The sequence below is a fragment of the Huintestinicola sp. genome, from assembly GCF_051882455.1.
In the GTDB taxonomy this organism is placed as follows: domain Bacteria; phylum Bacillota; class Clostridia; order Oscillospirales; family Ruminococcaceae; genus Huintestinicola.
The window spans coordinates 13140-39634 of sequence record NZ_JBJERV010000032.1 but is presented as its reverse complement, the minus strand read 5'-3'; the positions used below and the strand labels follow the sequence as shown (position 1 = coordinate 39634).

Annotated in this window: 26 protein-coding genes and 1 pseudogene; all 27 read right to left on the bottom strand. The window is 49.1% G+C overall.

What is annotated here, in order from left to right; genetic code table 11:
• Positions 1–11 precede the first annotated feature (11 nt).
• The 27 genes and pseudogenes from ACI4J0_RS04285 to ACI4J0_RS04155 all read right to left on the bottom strand — a co-directional run bounded on the left by ACI4J0_RS04285 (position 12) and on the right by ACI4J0_RS04155 (position 26485).
• On the bottom strand, positions 12–872 hold the full coding sequence (locus ACI4J0_RS04285) for a hypothetical protein (protein WP_439764578.1): 861 nt from the start codon (positions 870–872) through the stop codon (positions 12–14).
• Between the two features lie 14 nt (positions 873–886).
• Positions 887–1396, bottom strand: a complete 510-nt coding sequence (locus tag ACI4J0_RS04280; RefSeq protein WP_439764577.1) for a hypothetical protein — start codon at positions 1394–1396, stop codon at positions 887–889.
• Between the two features lie 19 nt (positions 1397–1415).
• Entirely contained in the window at positions 1416–1781 is a 366-nt protein-coding gene (rsfS, locus tag ACI4J0_RS04275) for a ribosome silencing factor (RefSeq protein ID WP_439764576.1), read from the bottom strand.
• A gap of 13 nt (positions 1782–1794) precedes the next feature.
• The gene (gene yqeK, locus ACI4J0_RS04270; protein WP_439764575.1) at positions 1795–2382 is read right to left on the bottom strand and encodes a bis(5'-nucleosyl)-tetraphosphatase (symmetrical) YqeK; all 588 of its coding nucleotides are present in this window, start codon (positions 2380–2382) and stop codon (positions 1795–1797) included.
• Positions 2383–3003 carry a nicotinate (nicotinamide) nucleotide adenylyltransferase gene (nadD, locus tag ACI4J0_RS04265; RefSeq protein WP_439764574.1) on the bottom strand — a complete coding sequence of 207 codons (621 nt, stop codon included), beginning with the start codon at positions 3001–3003 and terminating at the stop codon, positions 2383–2385.
• A complete protein-coding gene (locus ACI4J0_RS04260) occupies positions 3000–3308 on the bottom strand; it encodes a YhbY family RNA-binding protein (RefSeq protein ID WP_432649829.1) in 309 nt (102 codons plus the stop codon). Before ACI4J0_RS04260 ends, nadD begins: the two co-directional genes overlap by 4 nt.
• Position 3309: 1 nt before the next feature.
• A complete protein-coding gene (rdgB, locus tag ACI4J0_RS04255; protein ID WP_439764573.1) occupies positions 3310–3882 on the bottom strand; it encodes an RdgB/HAM1 family non-canonical purine NTP pyrophosphatase in 573 nt (190 codons plus the stop codon).
• A 412-nt stretch (positions 3883–4294) separates the two neighbouring features.
• Positions 4295–5194: pseudogene (ftsY, locus tag ACI4J0_RS04250) on the bottom strand (signal recognition particle-docking protein FtsY); the annotation flags it as partial.
• An 18-nt stretch (positions 5195–5212) separates the two neighbouring features.
• A complete protein-coding gene (gene smc, locus ACI4J0_RS04245; RefSeq protein WP_439764572.1) occupies positions 5213–8776 on the bottom strand; it encodes a chromosome segregation protein SMC in 3564 nt (1187 codons plus the stop codon).
• Between the two features lie 15 nt (positions 8777–8791).
• Positions 8792–9808, bottom strand: coding sequence for an elongator complex protein 3 (locus ACI4J0_RS04240; protein ID WP_439764571.1), 1017 nt, complete (start codon positions 9806–9808; stop codon positions 8792–8794).
• 1 nt (position 9809) lies between these two features.
• A complete protein-coding gene (gene rnc, locus ACI4J0_RS04235) occupies positions 9810–10517 on the bottom strand; it encodes a ribonuclease III (RefSeq protein WP_439764570.1) in 708 nt (235 codons plus the stop codon).
• Positions 10518–10583: 66 nt separating this feature from the next.
• A complete protein-coding gene (gene plsX, locus ACI4J0_RS04230; protein ID WP_439764569.1) occupies positions 10584–11588 on the bottom strand; it encodes a phosphate acyltransferase PlsX in 1005 nt (334 codons plus the stop codon).
• 4 nt (positions 11589–11592) lie between these two features.
• Positions 11593–12135 (bottom strand): RNA 2'-phosphotransferase, encoded by a 543-nt coding sequence (locus ACI4J0_RS04225; protein WP_439764568.1) that lies wholly within the window; start codon positions 12133–12135, stop codon positions 11593–11595.
• A complete protein-coding gene (locus ACI4J0_RS04220) occupies positions 12132–12659 on the bottom strand; it encodes a YcxB family protein (RefSeq protein WP_439764567.1) in 528 nt (175 codons plus the stop codon). The genes ACI4J0_RS04225 and ACI4J0_RS04220 overlap by 4 nt, the downstream gene beginning before the upstream one ends.
• 4 nt (positions 12660–12663) lie before the next feature.
• A complete protein-coding gene (locus tag ACI4J0_RS04215; protein WP_439764566.1) occupies positions 12664–12828 on the bottom strand; it encodes a hypothetical protein in 165 nt (54 codons plus the stop codon).
• The gene (gene trmFO / locus ACI4J0_RS04210) at positions 12828–14153 is read right to left on the bottom strand and encodes a methylenetetrahydrofolate--tRNA-(uracil(54)-C(5))-methyltransferase (FADH(2)-oxidizing) TrmFO (RefSeq protein ID WP_439764565.1); all 1326 of its coding nucleotides are present in this window, start codon (positions 14151–14153) and stop codon (positions 12828–12830) included. Before trmFO ends, ACI4J0_RS04215 begins: the two co-directional genes overlap by 1 nt.
• A 2-nt stretch (positions 14154–14155) precedes the next feature.
• On the bottom strand, positions 14156–16234 hold the full coding sequence (topA, locus tag ACI4J0_RS04205) for a type I DNA topoisomerase (protein ID WP_439764564.1): 2079 nt from the start codon (positions 16232–16234) through the stop codon (positions 14156–14158).
• 81 nt (positions 16235–16315) lie between these two features.
• Positions 16316–17608: a DNA-processing protein DprA gene (gene dprA / locus ACI4J0_RS04200; RefSeq protein WP_439764563.1), complete on the bottom strand. Its 1293-nt coding sequence runs from the start codon at positions 17606–17608 to the stop codon at positions 16316–16318.
• Positions 17605–18426: a TrmH family RNA methyltransferase gene (locus ACI4J0_RS04195; protein WP_439764562.1), complete on the bottom strand. Its 822-nt coding sequence runs from the start codon at positions 18424–18426 to the stop codon at positions 17605–17607. Before ACI4J0_RS04195 ends, dprA begins: the two co-directional genes overlap by 4 nt.
• 79 nt (positions 18427–18505) lie before the next feature.
• The gene (gene rplT / locus ACI4J0_RS04190) at positions 18506–18859 is read right to left on the bottom strand and encodes a 50S ribosomal protein L20 (protein ID WP_432649841.1); all 354 of its coding nucleotides are present in this window, start codon (positions 18857–18859) and stop codon (positions 18506–18508) included.
• Positions 18860–18914: 55 nt separating this feature from the next.
• Positions 18915–19112, bottom strand: coding sequence for a 50S ribosomal protein L35 (gene rpmI / locus ACI4J0_RS04185; RefSeq protein WP_022474285.1), 198 nt, complete (start codon positions 19110–19112; stop codon positions 18915–18917).
• A 45-nt stretch (positions 19113–19157) separates the two neighbouring features.
• Complete coding sequence (infC, locus tag ACI4J0_RS04180) at positions 19158–19700, bottom strand: translation initiation factor IF-3 (protein ID WP_439764561.1); 543 nt, start codon at positions 19698–19700, stop codon at positions 19158–19160.
• Between the two features lie 357 nt (positions 19701–20057).
• A complete protein-coding gene (locus ACI4J0_RS04175) occupies positions 20058–20855 on the bottom strand; it encodes a hypothetical protein (RefSeq protein WP_439764560.1) in 798 nt (265 codons plus the stop codon).
• A gap of 208 nt (positions 20856–21063) precedes the next feature.
• Positions 21064–21489, bottom strand: a complete 426-nt coding sequence (locus ACI4J0_RS04170; RefSeq protein ID WP_439764559.1) for a hypothetical protein — start codon at positions 21487–21489, stop codon at positions 21064–21066.
• 47 nt (positions 21490–21536) lie between these two features.
• Positions 21537–22067, bottom strand: a complete 531-nt coding sequence (locus tag ACI4J0_RS04165) for a hypothetical protein (protein ID WP_439764558.1) — start codon at positions 22065–22067, stop codon at positions 21537–21539.
• A 26-nt stretch (positions 22068–22093) separates the two neighbouring features.
• On the bottom strand, positions 22094–22516 hold the full coding sequence (locus ACI4J0_RS04160; RefSeq protein ID WP_439764557.1) for a hypothetical protein: 423 nt from the start codon (positions 22514–22516) through the stop codon (positions 22094–22096).
• Positions 22517–22579: 63 nt separating this feature from the next.
• Entirely contained in the window at positions 22580–26485 is a 3906-nt protein-coding gene (locus ACI4J0_RS04155; RefSeq protein WP_439764556.1) for a UvrD-helicase domain-containing protein, read from the bottom strand.
• Between the last annotated feature and the right edge of the window lie 10 nt (positions 26486–26495).

Below are 26495 nucleotides of genomic sequence, written 5' to 3'. Positions count from 1 at the left end.
TGATATCCGGGTTATTGCTTGTTCTTGCTGTATTCGGAAATGTCATCATCGAGAACAAGGAAATAGAGCATAACGCACCTTGCCACAAGAGTGATAAAGCCCATCACTATCGCTATTACGCCGATGATCCCTAATCCTACTCCGCTCAAACCTACAGTAAGGATTCCGGCTGAAAACAAGCCGATGATGTTGAATACAACGTCAATGCCTATCCACCAGGCAAGAGATTCCTTGGCGGTGTTGCTGCCGATAAAGAACCTGATGAACATATAAAGAAGAAAGCCCGAGATACCGAGATCCAGCAGGACAGTCAGCTTTCCGCCGCCTATCAGCGAAAGAAGATAGTAAAGAGTGTTGTATCCATAAAGGGCAATACCTACGCCTGCAACTACCTTGGTCTTTTTCTTTCCCTTTTCGTATTTTTCGGGGTCTACTGCCATACGTGCAGTATAGAGATCGTCCATAGAGGAGGTCGTTCTTCCGGAAGTGCTCTGATAAGAGCTCTGATATGACCCCGAGGTACTTTGATATGAGCTTGATGTGCTCTGATATGTACTCCGTCCCGAAGAGGAGGACTGCTGTGTGTTCTGAGGTCTTGCGGGAGCGGACATATCCTCAAACATGGGTTTGGGTTCAGACGGCTTATCGAGTGAAACTGCTTTCTCTTCCTGCTTATCTGCGGGAGCAGTCACCTCCGAGCCGTCCATTTCGCTGAGTACGGGCATAGCGATATCATCAAAATTGTCCATGCTGTCGGAGGGACGGGGAGCCTCGGGTGCTGTTTCCTCAAGTCCTTCCGATGCGTCGGGGAGATCGTCATAGGTCTCTCCCGTTTCAGGCAGTTCAAGACCGTCCATTTTAAATTCGTCCATAGTAAATACCCCTTTCAGTTTTTATTTTTTTGTTTGCTTTTGCAGTATGCTTTAACGCTTTTATCTAATAAGGTGAACCAGATAGGCACACCGATAAGAGCAAGGGAAATGAGCGATGATAAAACACCGAAGAGAACAGCCATGCTGCCATATGCCGCAGTTGATATAAGCGACGGCACAAGAATAAGCAAAGAAATAGCGGCACTTATGCAGAAAATCACTCCAAGGGCTATCCTTGCGCCGTTTTTTCCCATGATAAACATAACTCCGATAGCGGTAAAAAGAACCAATGCAGCCATTTCGCCTATAAAGTAGGATAATCCCTCCGACAGGTCGGGAATGGCTTTCAGAATATTTATCCCGCAAAAAATAAGGTAGAGTATTCCGATGACCATGACCTTGATTTTTCCCTTTCGGGCAAGCTCACGCTGTTCGTAATCCGCAAGAGCCGTTGCTTTATCGTCATTCTCTTCTTCAGTCTGACTGTAGAGAGCGGAATATCCCATATCTGTTTTGTCTTCCATTTCAAGTCCACCTTAAAAATTACTTTATCCAATCGGATATATCCACATCCTCGCCGTCTCTCCAGAGACGTTCAAGGTTGTAGAAATCCCTCTGATCTTTGCTGAAAACGTGGACTACAATGTCACCGTAGTCGATTATCACCCAGTTGGAGCCGTTGTTTCCCTGAACTCTGTTGGGGGTGACGCCGTTTTCCTGCATTTTGTACTCCGCCTCGTCGGCAAGAGCCTTTGTCTGAGTGCTTGAGGTTCCGTCGGCAATGACGAAATAGTCCGCGATTATGGTGAGGTCGCCCACCTTGATGACCTTGATATCCTCAGCCTTCTTGCTGTCAAGAGCCTTGACGATTATCTCAAGCTTTTGTTCCTGTGTAAGTTTATCCGGCATAAAAAACCGCCTTTCATCTGAAAATTTCAGCGTAATGGTTATAAGCCTGTGCAGTGCTTTCGGGGATAAGCGAGCCTTTGGAAATAACATCGCTTACAGAAAAGCTTATGGCTTCAAGCATAGCCTTCTGCAAATTCTCGAAAGCAAGCTTACGCATTTTTCCCACATCTTTATATGAACGATCCTCGGAAATGAGGTCGGCAAGGTAGATTATCTCCTCCGTCCGCGACATTTCCGCTCTTGCGGCAGTATGGAACCGCACCGCCATGAGAATATCCTCGTCGGCAATGTGCAGAACGTGTTCACAGTACCATGAGCCTGCCGCAGCGTGATACAGCGCAGGTATCTTCTCCTCCACGGGACTCAGGGGAACGATGCATTCCCTGCCCATTTTAAGCTGCTCCTCGGGAGGTATCTCCTTGCAGATATCGTGGATAAGCCCTGCAAGAAAGCATTTTCCCCTGTCTGCGCCGAATTTCTCCGCCAGTCTTTCGGCGGCGGCGGCAACATTCAGACTGTGGGTATATCTTTTCTTTGAGAGCCTTATTTTCAGGATATCCTTTATTTCTTCCGTATCGGCTCCGCAGATATCAACTGCCATTTAACGATCACCCTGTTTATAAATAGACTTAGACATAATATATTGTACTACATTTTTATCAACATAGCAAGATATATCCTGATTTTTAACAATTTTTTTACGGATCTCGGTGGAAGATATATCAAATGGCTCTGTTTCGATAACAGTGACGCTGCCTCCCGAAGCCCTTACCGCTTCCGCATAGCCCTCTATTTTCAGCGATTCCTCGGGAGAACGTGATACAGCCGCGATTTGGGCAAGCCTTATTATGTCTGGAAATCTGTTCCAGCGGGGCAGAGTGGCAAGGGAGTCGCTGCCCACCGTTAATATAAGCTTGTCCTCGGGATAAAGCGCACGCATATGCTCAAGAGTATCAGCCGTGTAGCTGAGAGTTCCCTTTTTTATCTCATAGTCGGATATTTCGCAGAGGGGGAGCTTTTCAAAGGCAAGCCTGCACATCTCCAGCCTGTCCTCGCAGTCTGCCCTGTTTTCATGGTCAAGCCCTGCTTTAAAAGGATTTACAAATGCGGGCATGATTATTACTCTATCGGGGGCAAGACTGCTTTCAAGGAGAGATTTCACCGCATTTACATGACCTAAGTGAACGGGGTCGAAGCTTCCGCCGAAAAGTGCCGTTATCACTTTTTCTTTTCTGCCTTTGGCAGCTCTATCTTAGGCTCCTGGGGATTTCTTTTGAAAAGCACAAGCTTGTTTCCTATGGTCTGAACGACCTCGGACTTTGTTGCCTCCGCAAGCTCCGCCGCAGCCTCCGCAGATGAGAGCATTGCCGTTTCAAGGACTTTAAGCTTGACTATCTCACGCGCTTTGAGAGCGTCGTTTACCTGTGTGATAAGGTTCTCGCCGATGCCGCCCTTGCCCACCTGCAAAATGGTGTCCTCTTTAGCGGCTATCCCTCTTAAATAAGCTCTTTGTTTGCTTGTAAGCATTTTATTTCTCTCCCTTTATTACTTTTTCAAACTTCCTCAAAGCGTCGCTCCTGTGGCTGACCTTGTTTTTCTCCTCTGCGGAAATTTCCGCAAAGCTTTTGTCACCATACATAAAGATAGGGTCGTAGCCAAAGCCGTTGGTGCCTTTCTTCCCGTAGCCTATCTTACCCTCGCAAACGCCTGTGACCACGTGCTTTCCGCCATTTTCGTCAATATAGCATATGCAGCACTTGAATCTTGCCGTCCGCTTTTCGTCGGGAACTCCCTCAAGCTCGGAAAGCACTCTTGCACAGCGCTTTCCCTCCTCGGCATATCTTGCGGAATATATTCCGGGTGCGCCGTCCAGTGCATCTACCTCAAGTCCGCTGTCGTCGGCAATAACGGGTATTTTCAGCATATCGTAAATAGCCTTTGCCTTGAGATATGCATTTTCCTCAAATGTGGTGCCTGTTTCCTCAACCTCGATATCGGCTCCCGCCTCGCTCTGGGAAACCACCTCAAAGCCCTCGGGCTCAAGTATCTCTCTGAACTCTCTCAGCTTGTTTTTATTGTTGGAAGCAAGTATAAGCTTCATATGAACACCTCTCTTATTCGTCCTCGTCCTTTTTCTTCTTGCCGAAGGTAATTTCCTTGAACAGGAAGCCGAATTTTCCGTCCTTCAGACTCTTCTTCTCCGCAGGCTTTTCTTCCTCGTCGGCTTCTTCGGGGATCTCTTCGCTGTCGGATATTTCTTCCGCAGTCTCATCTTCGGGGATATCTTCGGGAGTTTCCTCTTCGCTTGTTTCTGTCATTTCTTCGGAAATATCATCGTCTGCTGCTTCATCGTCAGTATCGGAAATATCCTCCGTATCGTTTTCGGGAACGGCTTCTTCCGCAGCTTTCTCTTCAACATTTTCGGGAATATCTTCGGAAATATCCTCGGCAGTCTCTTCCTCGCCGTCACCCGTAAGTCTCTCGTAATTCCCGCTGAATTCGGTATCGGAAACGAAAAGCGCCTCCGCATAATCGTGAGCGGAAAAATCCATAAGGTCGTCTATCTTCTCGCCCACGCCCACAAGCTTTACGGGTATGCCAAGCTCTCTGTGAATGGTGATGATGATGCCGCCCTTTGCGGTGCCGTCGAGCTTTGTGAGAACAATTCCCGTGATATCCGCAGTTTCCGAGAAAAGCTTTGCCTGATTTACGGCGTTCTGCCCCGTGGTCGCGTCAAGGACAAGAAGGGTCTCCAGGGAACAGCCCTCCGCCTGCTGACGGCATATCCTTGTTATCTTTTTCAGCTCGTCCATAAGGTTTTTCTTGTTGTGGAGCCTGCCTGCGGTGTCACAGATGACAACATCTGCGCCCCTTGCCTTTGCCGCTGTGATGGCGTCAAAAACCACCGCCGCAGGGTCGGAGCCTTCGGAGTGCTTTACGATCTCGGCACCCGCTCTTTCCACCCATACCTGGAGCTGGTCGATAGCCGCCGCGCGGAATGTGTCCGCCGCCGCCACAATGACCTTCTTGCCCTCAGCTGTGAGCCTTGCGGCAAGCTTTCCGATGGTGGTGGTCTTGCCTGCGCCGTTTACGCCGATCACCATTATCACCGCAGGCTTTGAGGAAAGGTCAAGCTTTTTGTCCTCTCCCAGCATTTCGGCGATTATCCTTTTCAGCTCGTCCTTGATGAGTGCAGGCTCTTTTATGCCTTTTTCCTTGACAGCCTTCCTCAGCTCCGAGCAGATATCAACAGAGGTCTGCACGCCGATGTCGCACATTATAAGGGTCTCTTCCAGCTCCTCAAAAAAATCCTCGTCTATTTTTGTAAAGGAGTTCAGCAGGGAATTGACCTTTCCCATCATAGAATCCCTTGTTTTTTTGATGCCCTCGGCAATTTTTTCAAAAAATCCCATAGCTATTCCTCCAATAATTTAATCGGTGATATCTTCGGCAGGGGGCTGTTCCATTTTCAGAAGTCTTGAAATGCCCTTCTCCTGCATGGTTACGCCGTACATAACATCCGCTTCCTCCATAGTGCCCCTACGGTGGGTGACGGTTATGAACTGGGTGGTATCGGTGAAATTATGAAGATACTGCGCATATCTGGTAACGTTCATATCGTCAAGCGCCGCCTCTATCTCGTCAAGTATGCAGAAGGGCGCGGGACGGAGCCGCAGTATGGCAAAGTAAATTGCAATTGCCACAAATGCCTGCTCTCCGCCGGACAGCAGGGACAGGCTCTTTATGACCTTGCCCGGGGGAGCCACGTTTATCTCAATTCCCGACTCAAGCACATCTTCGGGGTCGGTGAGGGTAAGCTCCGCCTTTCCGCCGCCGAAAAGCTCGGTGAATATCTGCTTGAAGTTCTGATTTATGATATTGAAGCTTTCGGAGAATTTCTGCTTCATTGTCTCGGTAAGCTCGTCTATAAGCTTTTCCAGCTCCCGTTTGGAGCTGTTTACATCGGAAAGCTGTCCCGACATAAATTCGTATCGCTCCGAGACCTCCTTGTATTCCTCGATAGCCGAGAGATTTACGGTACCGAGAGCCCTTATCTTCTGTTTTACGGTTCCCAGACGCATACTTATCTCGGCGTTGTCTGCGTCCTTTATGGCAAGCTCCTCCGCTTCGGAGGGGTACAGCTCGTACTGCTCCGCCATATCGGAGATTATCTTGTCATACGCGGTCTGAGCAGACTTGTGCCGCTCCTCGAGACGAGTCTTTTCGGCACCGAATTTTTCCTTTTCGGCGTTCTGCTCCTTTATGTCGTTTCGAATCTCGTTTGAACGCCTTTCAAGCTCAAGATTTCTGCTCTGAGTTTCTGCAATTTCCGAATTTATCTCGGCAGTACGGTCTCCTGCGCCTTTAAGCTCGTTCTCACGCTGACGGATAAGCTCTTCCTTTTCGGCAATGAGCTTTTTCTGCTCCTCGATGGCAAGGGCGGATCTAACGGAGCTGTCGCCGATGCTCCTGCTCTGCTCCTCAAGAGCGGCAAGGCTTTCCCCGGCGGCTTCTCTGTCCTTCTCAAGCTCTGCCCTGCGTATTTTAAGAGCGGACATTTCCGAGGAAATTTTTTCTCTTTCCTCCTTGAGCTTTTCAAGAAGTGCGCCGTCTCTGCCCGATTTATCCTCGCCGTCGGCAATTTGTGCGTCAATTTTTTCAAGCTCTGCGGCTGCCTTTTCTGCTGCGGCTTTTGTTTCCTCATAACGCTTTCTGAGCCTTAGGGTAAGCTCCTCCGCATTTTTTCTGCCGCTTACGCTCTGCTCCTCCACCTGCTCGATACGCTTCATCTCAGCTTCAAATCTTATCCTGTCCTGCTCGATTATGCGTATCTCGTCCTTTGCCGCTTCAAGGTCTATCCGCATTTTATCGGTCTCGGCTTTGAGCGCGGCGGTGCCGTTCTTCATTTCCGAAAGACGGCTCTCATCTGCGGAAAGCTCGCTTCTTAACCGCTCTATCTCATTTTTACGCGTCAGAACGCCCGAGGAACGGTTTGCGGAACCGCCTGTGAACGAACCGCCTGCATTGACCACCTGACCGTCAAGGGTGACTATTTTAAATCTGTAGTTGTATTTTTTAGCAATGCTGCCTGCGCAGTCGATGTCCTCGGCGATCACCGTCCTGCCCAGCAGCGAATTTACGATACCCGTAAATCTGGCATCGTATGTAACTATATCACAGCCCAGCGCCACAAATCCGCTGCAGCTTTCAAGCCCGCTTTCATTTAACCTGTTTCCCTTAACCGAGGTGATGGGGAGAAATGTGGCTCTGCCTGCGTTCATATCCTTGAGCATACGGATACTGCGCTTCGCGGCTTCCTCGTCCTCGGTGACGATGTTCTGGAGCGCGCCGCCGAGAGCTGTCTCCACAGCCACGCTGTATTCGGAGGGAACTGTGAGTATCTGCGCCACCGAGCCGATTATTCCGCCTATCCTGCCGCTTTTTCCCGCTTTAAGAGCCTGTTTTACGGCGTGACCGAAGCCCTCCATGGAATTTTCCAGATCCTGTAAGATCTTTATCCTGTTTTCCTTGTCCCTTACGCTTATCGTAAGCTCGGAAAGGGACTTTTCTGCGGCGGCAAGCTTTTCGCATCTTGCGGAAAACAGCCTGTTCATACCGTTTGAACGGTTTTCCTGCTCGGCTTTTTTCTCCTCAAGGAGCTTTAAGCCGTCAAGCACCTCTCTGCGCTCATTTTCAAGATTTTTTCCGCTTTCGTCAATGGCTTCAAGCTGTGCTTTTGCGGCGTTTTCCTGCTCCTTTATCTCTTTCAGGGCATTATCCGAGGAGCTTGCGGTTATTTTCAGTTCGGACTGCCTGATATAGAGCTTGTTAAGCTCTGCGGCATGACCCGAAAATTCCTTTTCAAAGCCGTCCTGCCTGCCTGCGGCTTCCTTCAGTCTTTCCTCAGCCGCGGCAAAATCCTTGTCCGCCTGTTCGATATCCTTGCCTATCTTATCTATCTGCGCAATTTTTTCCTCGGTGAGCCGCCTGTTTTCGCTGTCTGTCAGCTTGGCGTTCTCCATCTGCTTTTCGAGAGCTTCAATGTTCTCATTGAAATGAGTTATCTCGTTTTTATACACCGCAATGTCGGCGTGGAGCCCCGTATTCGCCTTTTCCGCGTCGAGAATGGCATTTCTCAGCTGCTCAATGCGGATATTTCCCTTGGCAATGTCGCTGTAAACAGTTCTGTATTCCTCTTCGAGACGTTCGATATCCGCCTCGCAGGAGGAATATTCCGAGGTGTTGATAAGCAGCTTGTCCGAAAGCTCGGAAAGCTTTGCACGAAGCTCGGAAAGCTCGTGAACCCACACGGTTATCTCAAGGGATCTCTTTTCTTCGGACAGTTCGATGAACTGAGCCGCCTTTTCCGACTGCTTTCTGAGGGGCTCAACTCTGCTTTCAAGCTCGGAGATGATGTCTGTCAGTCTCAGGATATTTTCCTCTGCCTGGGCAAGTCTCCTCTGAGCCTCCGCCTTTCTGAAACGGAATTTGGAAATGCCTGCGGCTTCCTCAAAAATGCTTCTTCTCTCGCCGGATTTGGAGGAAACTATCTCCGCAACGCGTCCCTGTCCGATAATTGAATATCCGTCACGTCCCAGACCCGTATCCATAAAAAGCTCGGAAACGTCCTTTAAGCGCACCTGCGCCCCGTTTATGATATACTCGCTCTCGCCGCTTCGGTAAAGCTTTCTTGTCACCGTTACCTCGGGAGCGTCTATATTTAAAATGCCCTTGTCGTTTACAATGCAAAGTGTGACCGCCGCGAAGCCCATAGGCTTGCGAAGCTCCGTTCCCGCAAAGATAACGTCCTCCATTTTTGCGCCTCGGAGAGTTTTCGAGGACTGCTCTCCCAGCACCCAGCGCACCGCGTCGCCGATGTTGGATTTGCCGCTTCCGTTGGGACCCACTACCGCGGTAATTCCCTTGCCGAAGTCCAGCCTTATTTTGTCGGGAAAGGACTTGAAGCCCTGAAGCTCAAGTGATTTTAAGTACATATTAAGACCTCTGAATTATTGTATGGTAAATTCTCTGCCGTTTACGGAAATTATCCCCGCAGGCAGGCTGTCATCACGATGAAATGAGACCATTTTGTCCGCAAAATAAACTTTATTTGACCTTTTGTGACCCACAAGAATGCTCATATTGCGGTTTGATGCCATGCACCGGGCAAAGCCTTTTTCGGAAAGCTCATTCTCGATTATCCCTCTGACCCATTCCGAGCGTACAAGCTCACCCAGCGCAGGGTGATAAAATCCCGCCACAGCCCTGTTCTCAACGCTTTCCTCGGCGTGAAGCCCCAGACGGATAATTTTTATCCCCGCTTCGGTAAAGCCTTCCATAAGCCTTGCGCAGAGGGAAACGCACTCCTCAAAGGGATAAAGCACATATTCGCCCTTGTCAAAAAGCTCTGCAAGATAGGTTCCCCGAAGCACCGCCACAGGGTATATCCGCACAGTTTTCGGGGCGATATCGATTATCTCGTTCATTGTGAAAAGCTCGTCCTCGGGAGTGCTTTTGTAAAGCCCCACCATCATCTGCAAGCCAAGCTCAAAGCCATAGTCCTTTATAAGCCTTGAAGCTCTCTTCACGTCATCGGCAGTATGACCCCTGAGATTTGCACGCAGGACGCTGTCTCTCATTGACTGCGCCCCAAGCTCTATTGCACCTACGCCGAATTTTTTCAGCAGCATAAGAATTTCCTCGTCAATGCAGTCGGGACGAGTGGAAATTCTTATACTGCGAAAGCCGTCTTTTTCGGGTGTTTTCAGATATTTTGACGCACGCTCAAGCAGGGCGGTCATATAGCTTCTGTCGATAGCCGTAAAGCTGCCGCCGAAAAAGGCTATCTCGGTCATGGCTCTGTCCTCGGGGGAGCTTATCCGTTCATATGCTCCTCTTATTATCTCCTCCGCTTCATCGGGGGTGGGGGCGTGAGAGGTGCTGCTTATTATCCGCTGGTCGCAGAAGGAGCAGGCGTTGGGGCAGCCCATGTGAGGGATAAAGATCGAGATATTTGCGTGGCTCATATCAGACCTCGCAGCCCATAAGTCTCAGGGCTTCCTTTGCAGCCTGCTGCTCAGCCTGCTTTTTGCTGTGACCCTCGCCGTGACCGATAACGTTGGTGTTAAGGCAGACCTCCACCACAAAATGCCTGTCGTGGTCGGGACCCGACTGGCTTCTCAGGACATATTCCACCTTTTCCTCGGGATTTCGCTGGATTATCTCCTGCAAAATGGTCTTGTAATCCTGGAGCTTCTTTGCGGAGTTTCTGTCCAGATCCTTCGGAATGAAGCCTAAGACATATTCCCTTGCAGCCTCCATGCCGCCGTCAAGGAAAACCGCGGCAATTACCGCTTCGAATGCGTCGGAAACGATGGAGGGACGGTTCCTGCCCCCCGTATTTTCCTCGCCCTTTCCCAGAAGGATAAATTCTCCCAGAGATATCTGCTTTGAAAATTCAAACAGTGCCTTTTCGCATACCAGCGATGCCCTTATTTTGGTCAGGTCGCCCTCGGGCAGGTGCTTGAAATGATTGAAAAGATGCTCCGAGATAACGATGGAAAGCACGCTGTCACCCAGAAATTCAAGCCTCTCGTTTGAATTTCTTCCCTTTTTGCACTCGTTTGCGTAGGAGGAATGGGAAAGCGCCTCGTGAAGAAGATTTTTGTTTTTAAAGCTGTAGCCGATCTTTTCTTCAAAGGCGGCAAGCCTTTCGCTTAAAGCCTTTTCTGTCATTTAAGACATATCCTTTCTTATATTATAGCACATCTGTTTCTAAAAGTCAATAGCTTTTGGAAATTTTTACTCGCTCTTTGCCTTGCAGCTTTCCAGTGCCTTTGAGATCTCGCCGATAACGTCTCCGTCAACGCACTGCTTTGCCTGCCTTATAGCATTGTAGAAAGCCCTTGCGTCCGAGCTGCCGTGAGCCTTGATAACGGGCTTGGAAATGCCCATCAGCACAGCGCCGCCCACTTCCTTGTAATCAAGCTTTTTCTTGAAAGCCTTTACCTTTTTCATAATGAGCAGAGCGGCGAGCTTGCCCGAAATTCCGCCTGTGAGCATACCCTTCAGCTCTCCCGCAAAGAATGAGCCCATGCCCTCGTAAAGCTTCAGGGCGATATTTCCCGTAAATCCGTCGGAAACAGCCACCTGACATACTCCCTTGGGCATTTCTCTTGCCTCAAGGTTGCCGTAAAAATCAACGGGAGCACTTGAAAGCAGCTTGTAAGCCTCCTTGTCAAGCTCTCTGCCCTTGGTGTCCTCGGCGCCGACATTCAGAAGTCCCACCTTGGGGGACTTTATTCCCATTACCTTTTCCATATAGCAGCTGCCCATTATGCCGAACTGCATAAGCATTTCGGGGCGGCAGTCAACGTTTGCGCCGCCGTCCATAAGGATAAGATGACCGTTTGCGGTGGGGAGAATGGGTGCGAGAGCGGGGCGCTTTACGCCCTTGAGACGCTTTGCGATAAAGGTTGAGCCTACCACCAGAGCACCTGTGCTGCCTGCGCTCACGAATGCGTCGCCCTTATCGTCGGCAAGCGCCTGCAGACCCACCGCCATAGAGCAGTCCTTGCGGCTCTTCACGATCTCTGTAGGCTCCTCGTGAATATCAATGACCGACTCGGTATGTATTATGGAGATTTTATCGAGACTTATACCGTTTTTCTCGGCGGTCTCCTTGATTATTTTTTCATTTCCCGTAAGAGTTATCTCCACGCCGAAATCGGCTACAGCCTGAGCTGCGCCCTTTATGACCTCGAGGGGGGCGTTGTCTCCGCCGAATGCGTCAACGATTATGTTCATTATATCATATCCTTTCAATATATTCCGCAGGGACCGCTTTTATCTGCCATACTCCGTTTGCGGAGATGAAAAATTCAAAGCCGTCCTGCGACATCTTTTCGGTATTTATTTTAAGAATAACAGGCTTTCCGTGGCGTTTTCCCACCTTCTCAGCCGTTTCGGCGTCAGGGGACAGATGAACGTACAGCCTTGACATGGGCTTCAAGCCCTCCTTCATAATGCTCGGAAGGGAAGTCTCGGCAGTTCCGTGAAACAGTACAGCAGGAGGAGTCTTTCTTTCAAGCTCAACGTCCACATATGTGACCGAGTGACCCTGATTTGCACGTATTTTTGTCTTGTCCTCATTGTAGGAGTAGCGCTGCTTGTTGTTTTCGCGGACTATCCTGTCAAGATCCTCTCCTGTAAAGCCCGGGAATTTTCGGGAAACTCCTTTTATAAGCTCGTCCGTGTCTGCATAGCCGTGTTCATCGAGGGTTATCCCTGCGGCTTCGGGGTGGTGACGGAGGGCAAGGCTTATAAATCTCCCTGCTTTGATATCATCTGTCATTTTTTTCGTTCCCTTTCAATAAAATCGACCGTCTTAATGCCCATATGCTCACAAATGAATCCGGAAAATTCCTCATTGCTCACATTTCCCATAGCCTCTTTTGACAGCAGATAAGCAAGATTTCTGCTTGTGTAAAAAAAGTAGCACAGGCTGTTCGCCCTGACAGCGGTTATCTGTGAGTAGGGGACAGTGACCGTTCTTTTTTTAGGGACGACCAGAATATCCACCGAATCATTTCTGAACGTGAATTTCAAATGTGCCTTTGCTTTGAAAATAAATATTGCAGCGAGTAATATTATCAGGCGAACTATAAAAAAGACTGCAAACAATATAACGGTTATCCGCAGCTCCGAGTCTGCCGCCAAGGCGGCAATAAGGTCAAAAGCGAATATGAGTCCCAAAATGTCCCTTAAAAGGCTGGGAACGGTAATAAGAAGTCCGATAATGAGTATGGCTGCATACAGCTTCGGATTAAGCCTTCTGTATTTTATTTCGGATTCAAATTCGTAATAAATGTCATTCATCGAATTACCTCTTCTTTGATCTCAGCACTATCGAAATAATGTTGAGCACAGCCACAGCTCCCCATATCACCGACAGACCGTAATTCCCGCCGATGATATTCAGAATACTGTTTGCGATAGAGAGAACAATGATCACAAGAGTGAGAATAAATGAAACCTTTGCGTCCATCACGTCATCTCCTTAAAATATCCCTCAAATGCCTCCAAAGCCCTGTCGGCAACAGCCTGATATCTTTCCTGCTTGTCCTTTATCCGCCTGCCGATATCGGGGAGAATACCCATATTTGCCCCCATAGGCTGAAAATTTTCCACGCTCTCATCGGAAATATAATGTGACAGCGCGCCAATCATGGTCTCACGGGGGAGAATGAGCGGCTCTTTTTCTTCCATTCGGCGGACGATATTGATACCTGCCATAATTCCCGAAGCGGCGGACTCCATATAGCCCTCGACACCTGTTATCTGCCCCGCGAAAAATACCTCGGGGCGGCTCCTCATGGAAAAATCGCCGTTTAAAAGTCTCGGAGAGTCGATAAATGAGTTTCGGTGCATAACGCCGTATCGGACAAATTCCGCATTCCGGAGACCGGGTATCATAGAAAATACCCGCTTCTGCTCGGGAAATCTGAGGTTTGTCTGAAATCCCACCAGATTAAAAAGCGTTCCCTCCGCATTTTCACGGCGAAGCTGCACCACCGCATAGGGCTTTATCCCCGTTCTGCTGTCGGTGAGTCCCACAGGCTTCATTGCGCCGTATCTTGCGGCGTCCTCGCCCCTTTTGGCAAGCACCTCGATAGGCATACAGCCCTCGTAAACGGTGAACTCGTCCCGTGAATTTTCGGGGCGGTCAAAGTCGTGGACGGGTGCAGACTCGGCGTTTATCAGCTCGTGATGAAAGGCAAGATATTCTTCCTTTGTGAAGGGGCAGTTGATGTAATCATCGCCCCCTCTGCCATATCGTGCGGCAAAGAACGCCTTGTCCATATCGATGGATTCGAAGGTGACGATGGGTGCGGCGGCGTCAAAGAAGCTGAGCCTTTTTCCGCAGAGACTGCCGATATTTTCTGCAAGCCTGCCTGCGGTAAGAGGACCGCTGGCGATAACGCAGTACCCCTCGGGTATATCCTCCTGCTCACCCGAAACAAGGGTGATGTTTGGGTGGGATAGTATCTTTTCCGTAACGCTGTCGGAAAATTTCTCCCTGTCAACGGCAAGCGCCCCGCCTGCCGCCACAGCGTTTTCCTCGGCGCAGGGAACGGTGAGGGAACCCAGCCTTCTCATTTCCTCCTTGAGAAGTCCTGCCGCAGAATTTATGCGGGAGGCTTTCAGAGAATTTGAGCAGACAAGCTCCGCAAAGCCCTTGTATTTGTGGGCAGGGGAGTATTTTTCGGGCTTCATTTCAACAAGCCTTACCTTTGCTCCCCGATTTGCCGCCGCCCATGCCGCCTCGCAGCCTGCAAGACCTGCGCCGATAACGGTTATTTTTTTATCCATAATTATTTTTCCTTTTTGATAGCGACCTCGTATCCGCAGCCCTCTTTCAGGCAGAACATTTTTCCGCCCTTCTTGAAAAGGGTGGTGCCGTCATTGCACTTGGGGCATTTGTCGGAAACGGGGGTGTCCCATGACATAAAGGGGCAGGTGGGATTATCCTCGCAGCCGAAATATTTCTTGCCCTTCTTGGATTTTTTCGCAAGTATCTTCTTGCCGCAGAGAGGGCATATGCCGCCTGTGGGCTTGATTATCTTCTTTGTGTTGGTACATTCGGGGAAGCCTGTGCAGGCAAGAAATCTTCCAAATCTGCCTATCTTGATGACCATAGGCTTTCCGCAGATCTCGCATACCTCGTCGGTCTCCTCGTCGGGGACCTTGACTCTCTTGCCCTCCATAGAGGTCTCCGCTTTGGTGAGTGTGTCGGAGAAATCGCCGTAGAAATCTTTAAGGGTGCCTACCCAGTCCTTTTCGCCTATTTCTATCTTATCAAGGCTGCTTTCCATCTGGGCGGTGAACTTTGTGTCAACTATCTGCTTGAAATGAGCTTTCAGCAGGTCGGTGGTCACTTCGCCAAGACCTGTAGGCTTGAGCTGCTTTCCGTCTCTCTCAACGTAGAAACGGTTTATTATTGTGGAAATAGTTGAAGCATATGTGGAAGGTCTGCCTATGCCGTTTTCTTCCATTGCCTTGATAAATGAGCCTTCGGTGTATCTTGCGGGGGGCTGGGTGAAATGCTGCTTGCCCTCGATATTTTTGAGCTTGAGCACATCTCCCGGATTTATCTCGGGGAGCACCTTGTTTTCCTCGTCGTCCTTGGACTCCTCGTAAAGTACCGTAAATCCGTCGAATTTAACGGAATATCCCGTTGCCTTGAATGCACAGCCGTTTGCGTCGATGTCAACGGAAACTGTGTCCATCAGAGCGTTTGCCATCTGGCTTGCGATAAATCTCTCCCATATGAGCTTGTAGAGTTTATACTGCTCGGGAGTAAGGCTGTCCTTCACTCTTTCGGGAGTAAGCTCGGGGGTGGAGGGACGGATAGCTTCGTGGGCATCCTGTGCGCCTGCCTTTGTTTTGTATACCTTGGGGGAGGCGGGGAGATAGTTCTTTCCGTACTTTTCCTCGATATATTTGTATGCGGAGGCTCTTGCTTCATCGGAAACTCTCAGGCTGTCCGTTCTCATATATGTGATAAGACCCACGGCGCCCATGCCCTCTATCTCAACGCCCTCATAGAGCTGCTGAGCGGCTCTCATGGTCTTGGAAGTCTGGAAGCCCAGCTTTTTTGAAGCCTCCTGCTGCATGGTCGATGTGGTAAAGGGTGCGGCGGGAGATTTTCTTCTTACGGATTTTTTAACTCCCGTTACATTAAACTGTGCGCCCTCCAGCCTTGCCAGAACTGCATTTGTCTCGCTTTCGGAATGAAGCTCGGTCTTTGCGCCGTCCATTCCCACGAATGTGGCATCAAACTGCTTCTTTGAAGAAGGAGCGGTCATTTTTGCTTCAATTGACCAGTATTCCTCGGGCTTGAAGGCGTTTATCTCCTTTTCCCTGTCAACGATCATCTTCACCGCAGCTGACTGAACACGTCCTGCGGAAAGACCTCTTCTCACCTTTTTCCAAAGGAAGGGAGAAAGCTTGTAGCCCACTATTCTGTCAAGGATACGCCTTGCCTGCTGGGCATTTACCAGGTCGAGATCGATGGAACGGGGGTGAGCCATACCGTTCTGCACGCCTGTTTTGGTGATCTCGTTGAAGGTGACCCTCACAGGTGCGTCCATAGGAATGTCAAGAAGCTGCGCTAAGTGCCAGGAAATTGCTTCTCCCTCGCGGTCGGGGTCTCCTGCCAGATAGACCTTATCCGCCTTTTTGGCAGCTTTTTTCAGGGAGGCGATGACCTCTTCCTTATCCTTCATGGGAACGTAAACAGGCTCAAAATCGTTCTCTATATCCACGCCCAGCTTGGATTTGGGCAGGTCTCTCACGTGACCCATTGAGGCTGCCACCTCGAAGCCCTGACCTAAATATTTCTGAACGGTTTTCGCTTTTGAGGGCGACTCCACGATAACGAGATTTGACATATTATCTTTCCTTTCCTTTGCTGCGGCTGTTTTCGCAGCAGGCTTTATCTTCAAACAGATAAAGCAGTATATATTTTTAAATCAGTCCGAAATGCTGTAATTTCCGCTTTGGGACTGAATGTTACCCATTATTTCAAGCTCGGTGAGAGCGGTAAGTATCTCATCTATGTCCGCGCTCAGTTCTTCCGCAAGCTCGTCCGCTCTCATTGAAGAAACCTCCGAAAGCTTTTCTATTATTTTCCTCTGAACGGGGTCGGAAAAGCTCTCAAGCTCCTCTGTGCTGACGCTTCGGGGCTGTTTTTCGGGTCCGGGCTTTTGCTCCTGCGGGGCTATGTTCTCTGCCTTTTTACGGGGGCTTTTTACGGCGGAAGCTCTCTTCTGTGCGCTTTCCCGTTCGGCTTCGGCAGCCTTGTCCGCTATCTCCTTTATTTTGGCAAGGTGAGCGGCGGTATTTTCGTTTGCGACTATTATATGCGGAGTATTTATGCAGTATTCTCCGTAAATATCCCGGGCACCCATAAGGGGGATAGCGCCCTCTCTGATAAGCGAAACATTTCCTCTGTACCTGCTGTCAAAGAGGTCGCAGGGGGGAACGGCGAATACGGGCTTGCCCTGGCTTACGGCGTGGGCAGCGCTGTTGAGAGAGCCGCTCTGCACACCTGCTTCAATGACCGCAACGCCCATTGAAAGCCCTGCAAGTATGCGGTTTCGCAGAAGAAAATTTCCGGGATAGGGCTGGGTGCCGGGGAGAAATTCGGATATCACTGCTCCGTTTTCTTCGATAATTTCACGGTAGGGAATATTGTTTTTCGGATAGGGATAATCAAGCCCCGAACCCACTACCGCAAATGTTCTGCCGCCGCTTTTTATGCACTCGAGGTGAGCGCATATATCGATGCCCTCCGCAAAGCCGCTTATGATGTCAAAGCCGTGCTTTGCAAGGGTATGTACGATGGCTGCGGCGGTTTTTCTGCTGTAATCCGAGGGCTTTCTTGTTCCCACCACGCCGATGTTCAGCTTGTCGCTGATGCCCGAAATGTCGCCCTTGTAAAAAAGCACCGTAGGGGGATTGTATATCTCTTTAAGCCTTGCGGGGAAATCCTCCTCGTCCGCAGTGACTATCTTTATTTTCTGCTTTTCGCAAAGCTCCATGACCCTTTCCGCAGAGGACAGGGTGATGCTGTCGGCATTTCGCACGGTTTCCGCAGGGAGCCCGTTTCTCACCGTTTCGTCCTGAGTAACGGCGGCGTAAAGGCTTTCCGCATTTCCGAAGCGTTCATACAGCTCGGAAAGAGTTCTTGAAGCCGCGCCGAATGCAATGACCGCCCAGAGCCGATACAGCCTGCGGTAATATGCTCCGTCGTCAATGTTCATTGCCTTCCCTCCTTGCCCTTGGAAAGCTCCCACATGATTATCCCTGCTGCCATGGCGGCGTTAAGGGAATTGATGGTCCCGTGCATTTTTATGGTGAGCAGAACGTCTGCCAGAGCAGCGTCTTTGTCGGATAAACCGTTTCCTTCGTTTCCTATCATAACAGCTCCGCCTCCCGAAAAATCGCAGTCTGTGAGGGACGCTGCACTGTCCGAGATAACTGCGGCAAAAACGGGTATGCCCCGAAGCTTCATTTCGCTTACTGCATTTTCGATATCGTCGGAAATGGCAGGCACTCTCATAATACTGCCCATAGCCGAGCGGACGGTCTTGGGATTATAAATATCGCAGCAGGAGCAGAGGATAACGCAGTCTATACCGCAGGCGTCGGCAGTCCTGAGCATTGTGCCCATATTTCCGGGGTCCTGGATATTATCAAGTATCAGCACTCTGCTGCCGCTCTTTATTTTGCCGTATATTTCCGATTTGTGAGCTTCGGGCATTGAGCAGACTGCAAATACCCCCTGGGGCATTTTTGTGTCGGAAAGCTCTTTTGAAAGCTCTTCGGAAATAATGTTGAATATTTTCGGGGGGTATTTTTTTATAAGAAGCTCCAGAGCTTCGCCGTATTTTTCCATTGCGCTTTCGGTGAAAAAAACACTGTGCAGCTCTATAGCCTCGGCGGCGGCGTCTGATACCAGCCTTGCCCCTTCAATTGTGAATTTGTTTTCCTTTCGTCTTGCTTTCTTGTCCTCGGTCAGCTTTCGGTAAAGCTTTATTTTTTCATTATCGGCGGAAAATATGCGGTTATAATCGGTCATTGCACCTTGCAGCCTCCATATTCAAAAAAGCTGTACCACAACGGACAACGCCTTTGTGATACAGCCTGTTTGCCTTAAATTAAAGAGCAGCCTTAGCCTTTTCAGTAAGAGCTGTGAAACCTGCTGCGTCGCTGATAGCGATCTCGGAGAGCATCTTTCTGTTGAGAGTGATGCCAGCCTTCTTGAGACCGTTCATAAAAGTGGAATAGTTCATTCCGTTCATCTTGCAGGCAGCGGAAATTCTTGTGATCCAGAGCTTTCTGAAATCACGCTTCTTGAGACGTCTGCCGATATAAGCGTAGTTGCCGGATTTCATTACGGCTTCCTTAGCCATCTTGAAATGCTTGCTCTTTGCGCCCCAGTAACCCTTGGCGAGCTTTAAAGTTTTATTTCTTCTCTTGCGAGTAGCCATTGCTCCCTTAACACGAGCCATAGTATTTTACCTCCAAATGTATTATTATTCAGTACTTAAAAACGAGCCTTGCCGATTACTTGTAGGGCATAAGCTCTCTGAGTGTAGCAGCATTTGCTGAACCTGCAACGCCCATGTTACGAGCAATTCTCTTGCGCTTGTGATCCTTCTGAGTGAGTCTGTGTCTCTTGTTGGTCTTCTGATACTTTACGAGACCGTTTTTGGTGAGCTTGAAACGCTTCTTAGCTCCGGAATGAGTCTTCTGCTTTGGCATAGAAATATCCTCCCTTTATTTTTACAGTTATTTTGAAATGATCGGTTACTTTGAAGCCTTGGGGGAAACGAACATTACAAGTGCTCTTCCCTCCATTTTTGCAGACTTTTCAACGACTCCCGCTTCTGCGCAGGCCTCCTTGAATTTTTCAAGCAGCTCTTCTCCAAGCTGAGGATGAGCGATGGCACGCTTACGGAAACGAACGGAAACCTTTATTTTATCTCCGCCCTTGAGGAACTTGACAGCCTGGGCTGTTTTGGTTTCAAAATCGTGGGTATCGATGGTGGAGAACATTCTGATCTCCTTTATCTCGACTACCTTCTGATTTTTTCTTGCTTCCTTTTCACGCTTAGCCTGTTCGAACAAATACTTTCCGTAGTCCATGATCTTGCACACGGGCGGAACAGCCTGCGGTGCGATCTTTACAAGATCCAGATCCTTTTCTGCGGCAAGCTTCTGCGCGTCCCTTGCGGACATAAGACCCAGCTGTGCGCCGTCGGGACCTATTACTCTGATCTCCTTGTCACGGATTTCTTCATTGATCTGAAGCTCCTTGCTATCCTTGTTAGCTATGGCGAGCACCCCCAAAAAATCAAATTAACTATAAATGAATGTGAAATAAAAAACGGCAGAACCAAAGCTCCGCCGTATAATTTCTCAGACGTACCGCAAATATATAAAGATACCGCGGACGAATTAAAAATTATTGACCACTGCGTGCCTTTGCAGCAGGGTGAGAGCGGAAAGCTCTGCTTTATTTTTCGTACTCAAGTATTATATCACGTATGCACGGTTATGTCAATAGGAAAATCAAAATATGTATGAATTCACAAACAAATCGGTTTATTGGAATACTTTTATGTTGTGATTTAACAAAATTTATAGTCATAATAAAGTGCAGAATGAGAAAAGATCATTCTGCACTCTATGAGACAGTAAATGAAATTACTTTCTGCGGTTGATAACAGCGACAGCTGCTGCACATACAGCTATTGCTGCAACGGAAGCGGCTGCTGTATTGCCTGTCTTGGAGGAAGTTGTATCTCCGTCGGAAGCGGGAGCCTCGGCAGGTGCTTCCTCAGCGGGAGCTGCTTCAACGGGAGCCTCCTCGGCAGGAGCTTCTTCTGCAGGAGCGGCGGAAAGCATGATAGGCATTTCGTTGCCGTCCTTGTCAAGAACTCTGATGTTGTCAACGTACATATAGTAAGGTACTTCTGTGCCCCATCTCATAAGCTGTGCAACAGAGCCTTCGGTGCCGCTCACATACTTCTTGGAGGGGAGCAGGAACTTTCTTTCGATGGTCATAGGTTCGGAAACGGGGTTCTCATATTCGCCGCCCTCAAAATCTGTCTGGTCCCAGGCGGGAGTATCGTCTCCTCCTGCGCTGCCTAAGCAGCCGCCGATCCAGCCGGGAGCTGTTACGCCGTCCTTGGAGGCGAATGTAATGTCCATAAGTATCTTATCGATATCGGAGAGGTTGTCTGTGCCGACAATATCGTTCATGCTGAAAAGGATCTTGGGCAGGAGTGAGCAGTCCTGAACGTCTACCTTGAGCTGCATTGAGCCGTTGAACTCCTCAACGGAAAGAACGGAAAGGTCTCCGCCGTCGTCTGTCTTTACGGATACAAAGGAGTAGTTGCCGTCCTCAAAATCAACTGCTTCTGCATATGCGCTTGCAGCTATGGCTGTGAGAGCAGCGGCTGATAAGCATAAAGCCGCACCTGTACGCAATACTTTTTTCATAGTTATCATTCACCTTTCAATAGAAATACGGTCGGTTTGTGACCCGAGCTTTAGCATTTTCTGCTGTTAAGGTAATGATACCATAAACCTTGATATGAGACAAGTTAATTATTGCGCCTTAATTTACAATTTATGCTGTGTTTTGATATTATGTTTTTATAGACTGTTCAAAGCTGTCCGGCTTAGTCTACCCCGCAGCTTTTCCCGGTCATATCACTCCTCGGGTATAGACATCATACAAAGAGATCTCCGTTGCTCTGGCAGTATCGCAGATCGTCTGCACTGTGCGTATGGGACCCCAGGGAAAACCCCACCAGCCGCCTAATAGCGTCATAAGGACACAAAGGAGCCTTGTTGCGCCAGATCTGTCTGTGGGGACGATACAGCTTGAACGGCACAGGGTCAGTATGATGACCGAAATGCAGCAGGAAAAGCGTATCACACGGGTCTCTCTTGTATATGTAAACCCCATAAATTCACAGCTTCCACCGTTCATTATTTCTTCTCTGTTATTATTTAAAAATCTAATAAATTCATGGTCCTGCTTTTTCCAGATATTCTGCATTATCGGGAACAATATCCACGAGATGATAACTAAATAATATATCAGCTTAACTAAATGATCTATCAACATAATTTTTCCCCGTTTTTCTGTATTATCTTTATTTGTTCGCTGACGTGTTAAAGCATATCCCCGATACTTTCGGGCTTCACATACCCCTTAGCCTTATCGGGAAGCCTTTCTGCCAAAAATCTGTATATTCGTATAATGGGAACATTGCACTTACTGTTTGTGTCAAGCGATGAGGCAAGCTCTTCCTCGTTTATTTTATCATTAAAGGAATGTTCCGCGCCGTCAACGGTTTTAATATTCAGGGAAATCCGCTTTGTACTCATTCGTCCCGCATATTCTGTGTATACTCCGTAGCTTATCTCGGTGATGTTACTGAGTGGGATACTTGACTCGTATTTTATGTAGCGAAAGTGTATGGCTTCATCATAGACGGAAAGATAGCCGTTTATAGCGCTGAAAAATTCGCCCAATCCAAATATCGCAAACAGGCTTATATATGAAGCGATCATCAGTCCGATCGAGTGGCTTGCTCCTGCTGCAAACATCAGAAGAAAGCATACAAAGATCCCGCCGAATAATTCGATACAGCGATAGCTCACAGGGTGATGATTTATTTTTACCTTTATCCTGTCTGTCATATTGTTACCCCTTTTCCGGGGCGGCATCAGCTTTCGGAGCTTTCGGAATTAGCTGCATTAAGGCTCTCGTATGCCTTCTGCTCGAAATAATCGTCAAGCACGTCCTTGGAAATGGAATAGCCTGCGGAGGTCTTGACGTACTCCTTTATCTCCTTTTTGGTGATAGCCGCCTTTATCTCGTCAACGGTCATATTAAGGTAAGCCGCAGCTTCGGTCTCGGTGAAATAATTCTTGGGGGCGCTGTTATTAACGGTGATGTTCGAGGGGGAGGAGTAGCTTGACGCAAAGGTCTGAGCCTCAACAGCGGCGGTGAGCTTTTTTACAGAGCCATTGACCGAGGCTCCCGCAATGATTATGCTCACTCCGAGAATTACCGAGGACAGGAGCATTCCTGCTGCAGGTGCGGGCTTGGGTGCGGCTTTTGGGCGTCTTGCGTTATTGTTTTCCATAATTTGACCATTCCTTTCAGAGCCGTTTTTTTATATTATCCACATTGGGAAAATCACGCTATATTATATAATGATATTTTCGGGAGAAAGCTCCGTTTTTACCGCAGCTCCCAGCTCAAAGGAGTAGAGATACGCTTCGGAGACGGGCTTTCCGAGGATAAGGGAAAGCGCCTTTGCATAAAGATAAAGCTGCATACTGTAACGGGCTTTAAGCTGCTCGGGGGTGATGTATCTGTCGGTCTTGTAATCCACAAGTATCATCCTGCCGTCCTCCTCAAAGAGCAGGTCGGCAACGCCCTGTAACATTCCCTCGGTATTATTATAAACCCTCAGCCCCGAATTGTCAAGAATTTCTTCATCAATACATAAATCGGCAATCTTCACCAGGAATTTTCTTTCCCTCATAACATTTTCCGAGCGGATGATCCTTCCGCATAGCTCGCTGTCAAGAAATTGACCAATCATCTCGGGGTCGGCGCATTTTGCCTGAATTTCGGTGAGGTGTCCTGTTCTGCAAAGCCGTGCGGCTTCCTCGGAAATGGCTTTGTCACGTTTCTCGGGAGATACCGCCGCAAGCTTTGTGATATCGCAGTACTGCATAAATTCGTGGACTGCTGTGCCCCGGTCGGCGGCGGATATGCCTGCCGCAGCCTTTTTTTCGGCTTTCTTCCGTGCAGTTTCCCCGAAAAATCTTCTGAGCTTCGGCTCGTGCTTTTTGGCTATCTCGCTTACGGTAAGCTTTGAAGCGGTCACGGACAGGGTATCGTCATAATCGCAGGAGAGATTTTCTCTCAGTATTTTTGCTCGGCTTTCATCGGGCAGGGCGGCAGGGGAGACGGCATTTTCGTCCGAAGCTGTTTCCTCCGATATTTTTCCCTCGGTGAACATTACCCTGCATTCCCCGCGAATCTTTTCGCCGCTGTTTTCACCGTTTTCAAACAGCGACAGCGCCACGTCCAGCCACTGCTCCATACACATACATTCGCCCACTGCTTCACGGCAGTCACAGCCTGTTTCGGTGGTCACGATAAGCTCTGCAAGCTCCCTTCGCCTGTCAGCCACAGTCCGCTTTGCGCTTATTGGCTCGCTGTCATTCCTTCGGGTGATGAAAAGCTTGTATTTTGCACGGGTGAGAGCCACGTAAAGGAGCATCATCTCCTCGTCCCGCTGGCTTTTTTTCAGCATTTCGCTGAGCACCTCACGGGGGAATGACTCGTAAACGGCGTACTTTGCCCCGTCGGTTATCCTGAAGCCAACGCTGCTGCCGCTGCCGTCGGGGAATGGAGAGAAAACTATCCTGCCCGAGGTGTCCCTGAGATTGAATTTAACAAAGCTTCGGCAGAGGAATACAAAGGGGTATTCAAGTCCCTTGGACTTGTGAATGGTCTTAATGGAAACGCTGTCGCTTACAGACGAAACTGCCGAGGCGGACTGGAAATCCTTCTTGTTTCGGAGCATTGAGTCGATAAAGTGCAGAAATCCGCTTAATCCACCCGAGCCGTTTTTGTCGAATTTCTCCGCATAGATGGGCAGGAGACGGAGGTTTGCCTTCTTCTTTGCGCTGTCCTTGTAGACCGATACCACCGCCATAAAATCCGTCCTGCTGTAGATAAACTCGATAAGCTCTGCGGCGGTGTGGACGGCGGCGTATTCTCTCAGTCTGCCGAACACGTCAAGAAAATCCTTACACTGCCTTTTAAGCTTTTCGGGAACGTCCTTTTTGCCCATTGAGGACAGCAGCACATCGTTATATACCGAGGAGCTGCGCTTTACTCTGAGCCTTGCCATGTCCTCGGCGGTGAACATAAACATGGGAGACATAAGCACAGAAGCCATAGGCACGTCAAGGGTGCAGTTGTCGATGCATCTGAGCAGATTTATAAGCACAGCTATCTCCCTTGAGCCGAGATAGCTTTCCTCCGCAGGACCCTGAACGCTTATGCCAAGCTCCTCAAGACAGCTTACATATATCCCCGCCTTTTTCACTCCGCGCATAAGTATGCAGATATCCGAGGGGCGCACGGCTCTCAGTTCGCCGTTTTCCTCTATCTTTTCGTTTTCAAGGAGCTCCTTTATCCGCACGGCGGTGCATTTTGCCTCGATTATATCAAGAGAGGAAAGTCCGCCGTCATCTTCGGTCAATGAGCCGTTTTCCTCGCTGTCCTGTGTCTCTTCCTCCTCGTTTTCTTCGGGGGAGACCGAGGGGGGGAGGGTTATTATTTCCGTGGGACCGTAAATATCTCCGATACCTGCGCCCTCAATAAGCTTTGCGGTATCGTCGTACAAAACGCTGCCGTTTTCCTCGGACATTATGCTCTCAAATACTGCATTTACAAATTCCACCACACCGTGAGAGCTTCGGAAATTGCGGTTCAGATATATCCTTGCTCTGTCACAGCTTCCGTCATCTTTATAGTCAACGCTATCCCTTATATTTGCAAGGAAAATTGTGGGGTCGGAGCAGCGGAAACGGTAAATTGACTGCTTCACATCTCCCACAGCAAAGAAATTTGTTCCGGGAGCGTCGGCGCTGCCACCCTTTGAGAGCATACGGAAAATTAGCTCCTGAACGGCGGTGGAATCCTGAAATTCGTCTATCATAACGATGTGGAAATAGTCGGAAAGCTCCTTTGCAAGGGGAGTGGGGGAAATATTGCCGCTTTCGTCACGGCTGCAAAGAAGCTCCACCGCAAGCTGCTCTGCGTCGGAAAAGCTGAGAGCGTTTTTCTCGCTTCTGAGCAGCTTTTCCTCTGCGAAAATATCGCTCATAAGGGCAAACAGCAGCCTGCAGATCTCCCCGTGACGGTTGAAGTCGTAAAAAAGGTCGGAGAGGGTGTATCGTCCCGAAAGCTTCTTAACGGTGTCAAGGCTTTCCGCACGGAGCTTCTTGCCTTTGTCAAGCACCTCCTGAGAAGGAGCGGCGGTATAGCTTTCCGCTTTTTTGGCTCCTGCGGGCTTGACCTTGTATTTAAATGATTTGCTCAGAGTAAGCCTTGCCGTAACGTTCAGACCTTCTCCCGAAAAGGGGAAAAACAGGTCTGCTTCAAGCTTTTTTTTCATTACGGCGGCGGAATTTTTCTCTCCCTCAAGGACGGTTATTATCCCCTTAGCTTTTTCTATAGATGAAAGTGTGTCGGCATAGGGCTTTTCGTCCGAACCGCTTGTTTGCAGGATTATCTCGGAAATTATTTTTTCATATTCCCCGATAAGCATATCTGCGGCGGCGGTAAGGCTGTCAAGGGCTTTGGCAAGCTTTACCCGTGAGTTTTTCAGGTAATAGGAGATAAGCGGGTCACAAAGCAGTTCATTTTTTCGCTCCTCGGAAACGGCCTCGGAGCAGCATTTTCCGAGTATTTCGGCAGTATGCTCATATGCGGCGGCAATACCGTTCATTCTGTCCTCGGGGAATGGGAGCGCCAGCAGCTTGCTTCTGAGGGGAGGTATTACCGCAGCCAACCTTTCATCGTTTCGCGAATCGGGACAGAAAAAATCCGTCAGCCGCTTCATATCCTCCGAACGCTCCGCAAACCATCTGTCAAAAACATTTTCCGCCGCGCGTGCCGAAATTGCGTCGTCCTCGGACTGGTCAAGCACTCTAAAGCCGGAGTCTGCGTCAATGAGAGCGGAATTTCCGCGAATCATATCAAAGCAGAACGAGTGGATAGTGGATATCTTTGCCGAAGGGATAAGAGCCTGCTGAGAAACCAGCCAGTCGTTCTCGGGGTCCTGTTCGGCAGCTTCTGCAAGCTTGGCGCAGAGCCTTTGCTTCATCTGTGCGGCGGCATCGTTTGTGAAGGTCACCACCACTATCCTGTCCGCCGAAACGGGTTCATTCCTGTCCGAAAGGATACGCAGGAGCTTTTCCACCAATACGGCGGTCTTTCCGCTTCCTGCGGCTGCTGATACCACCGCTGCCCTGTTTTTTACATTTATGGCGGCGCATTGCTCGGGAGTCCAGTTTGGTGCCATATTTCACATA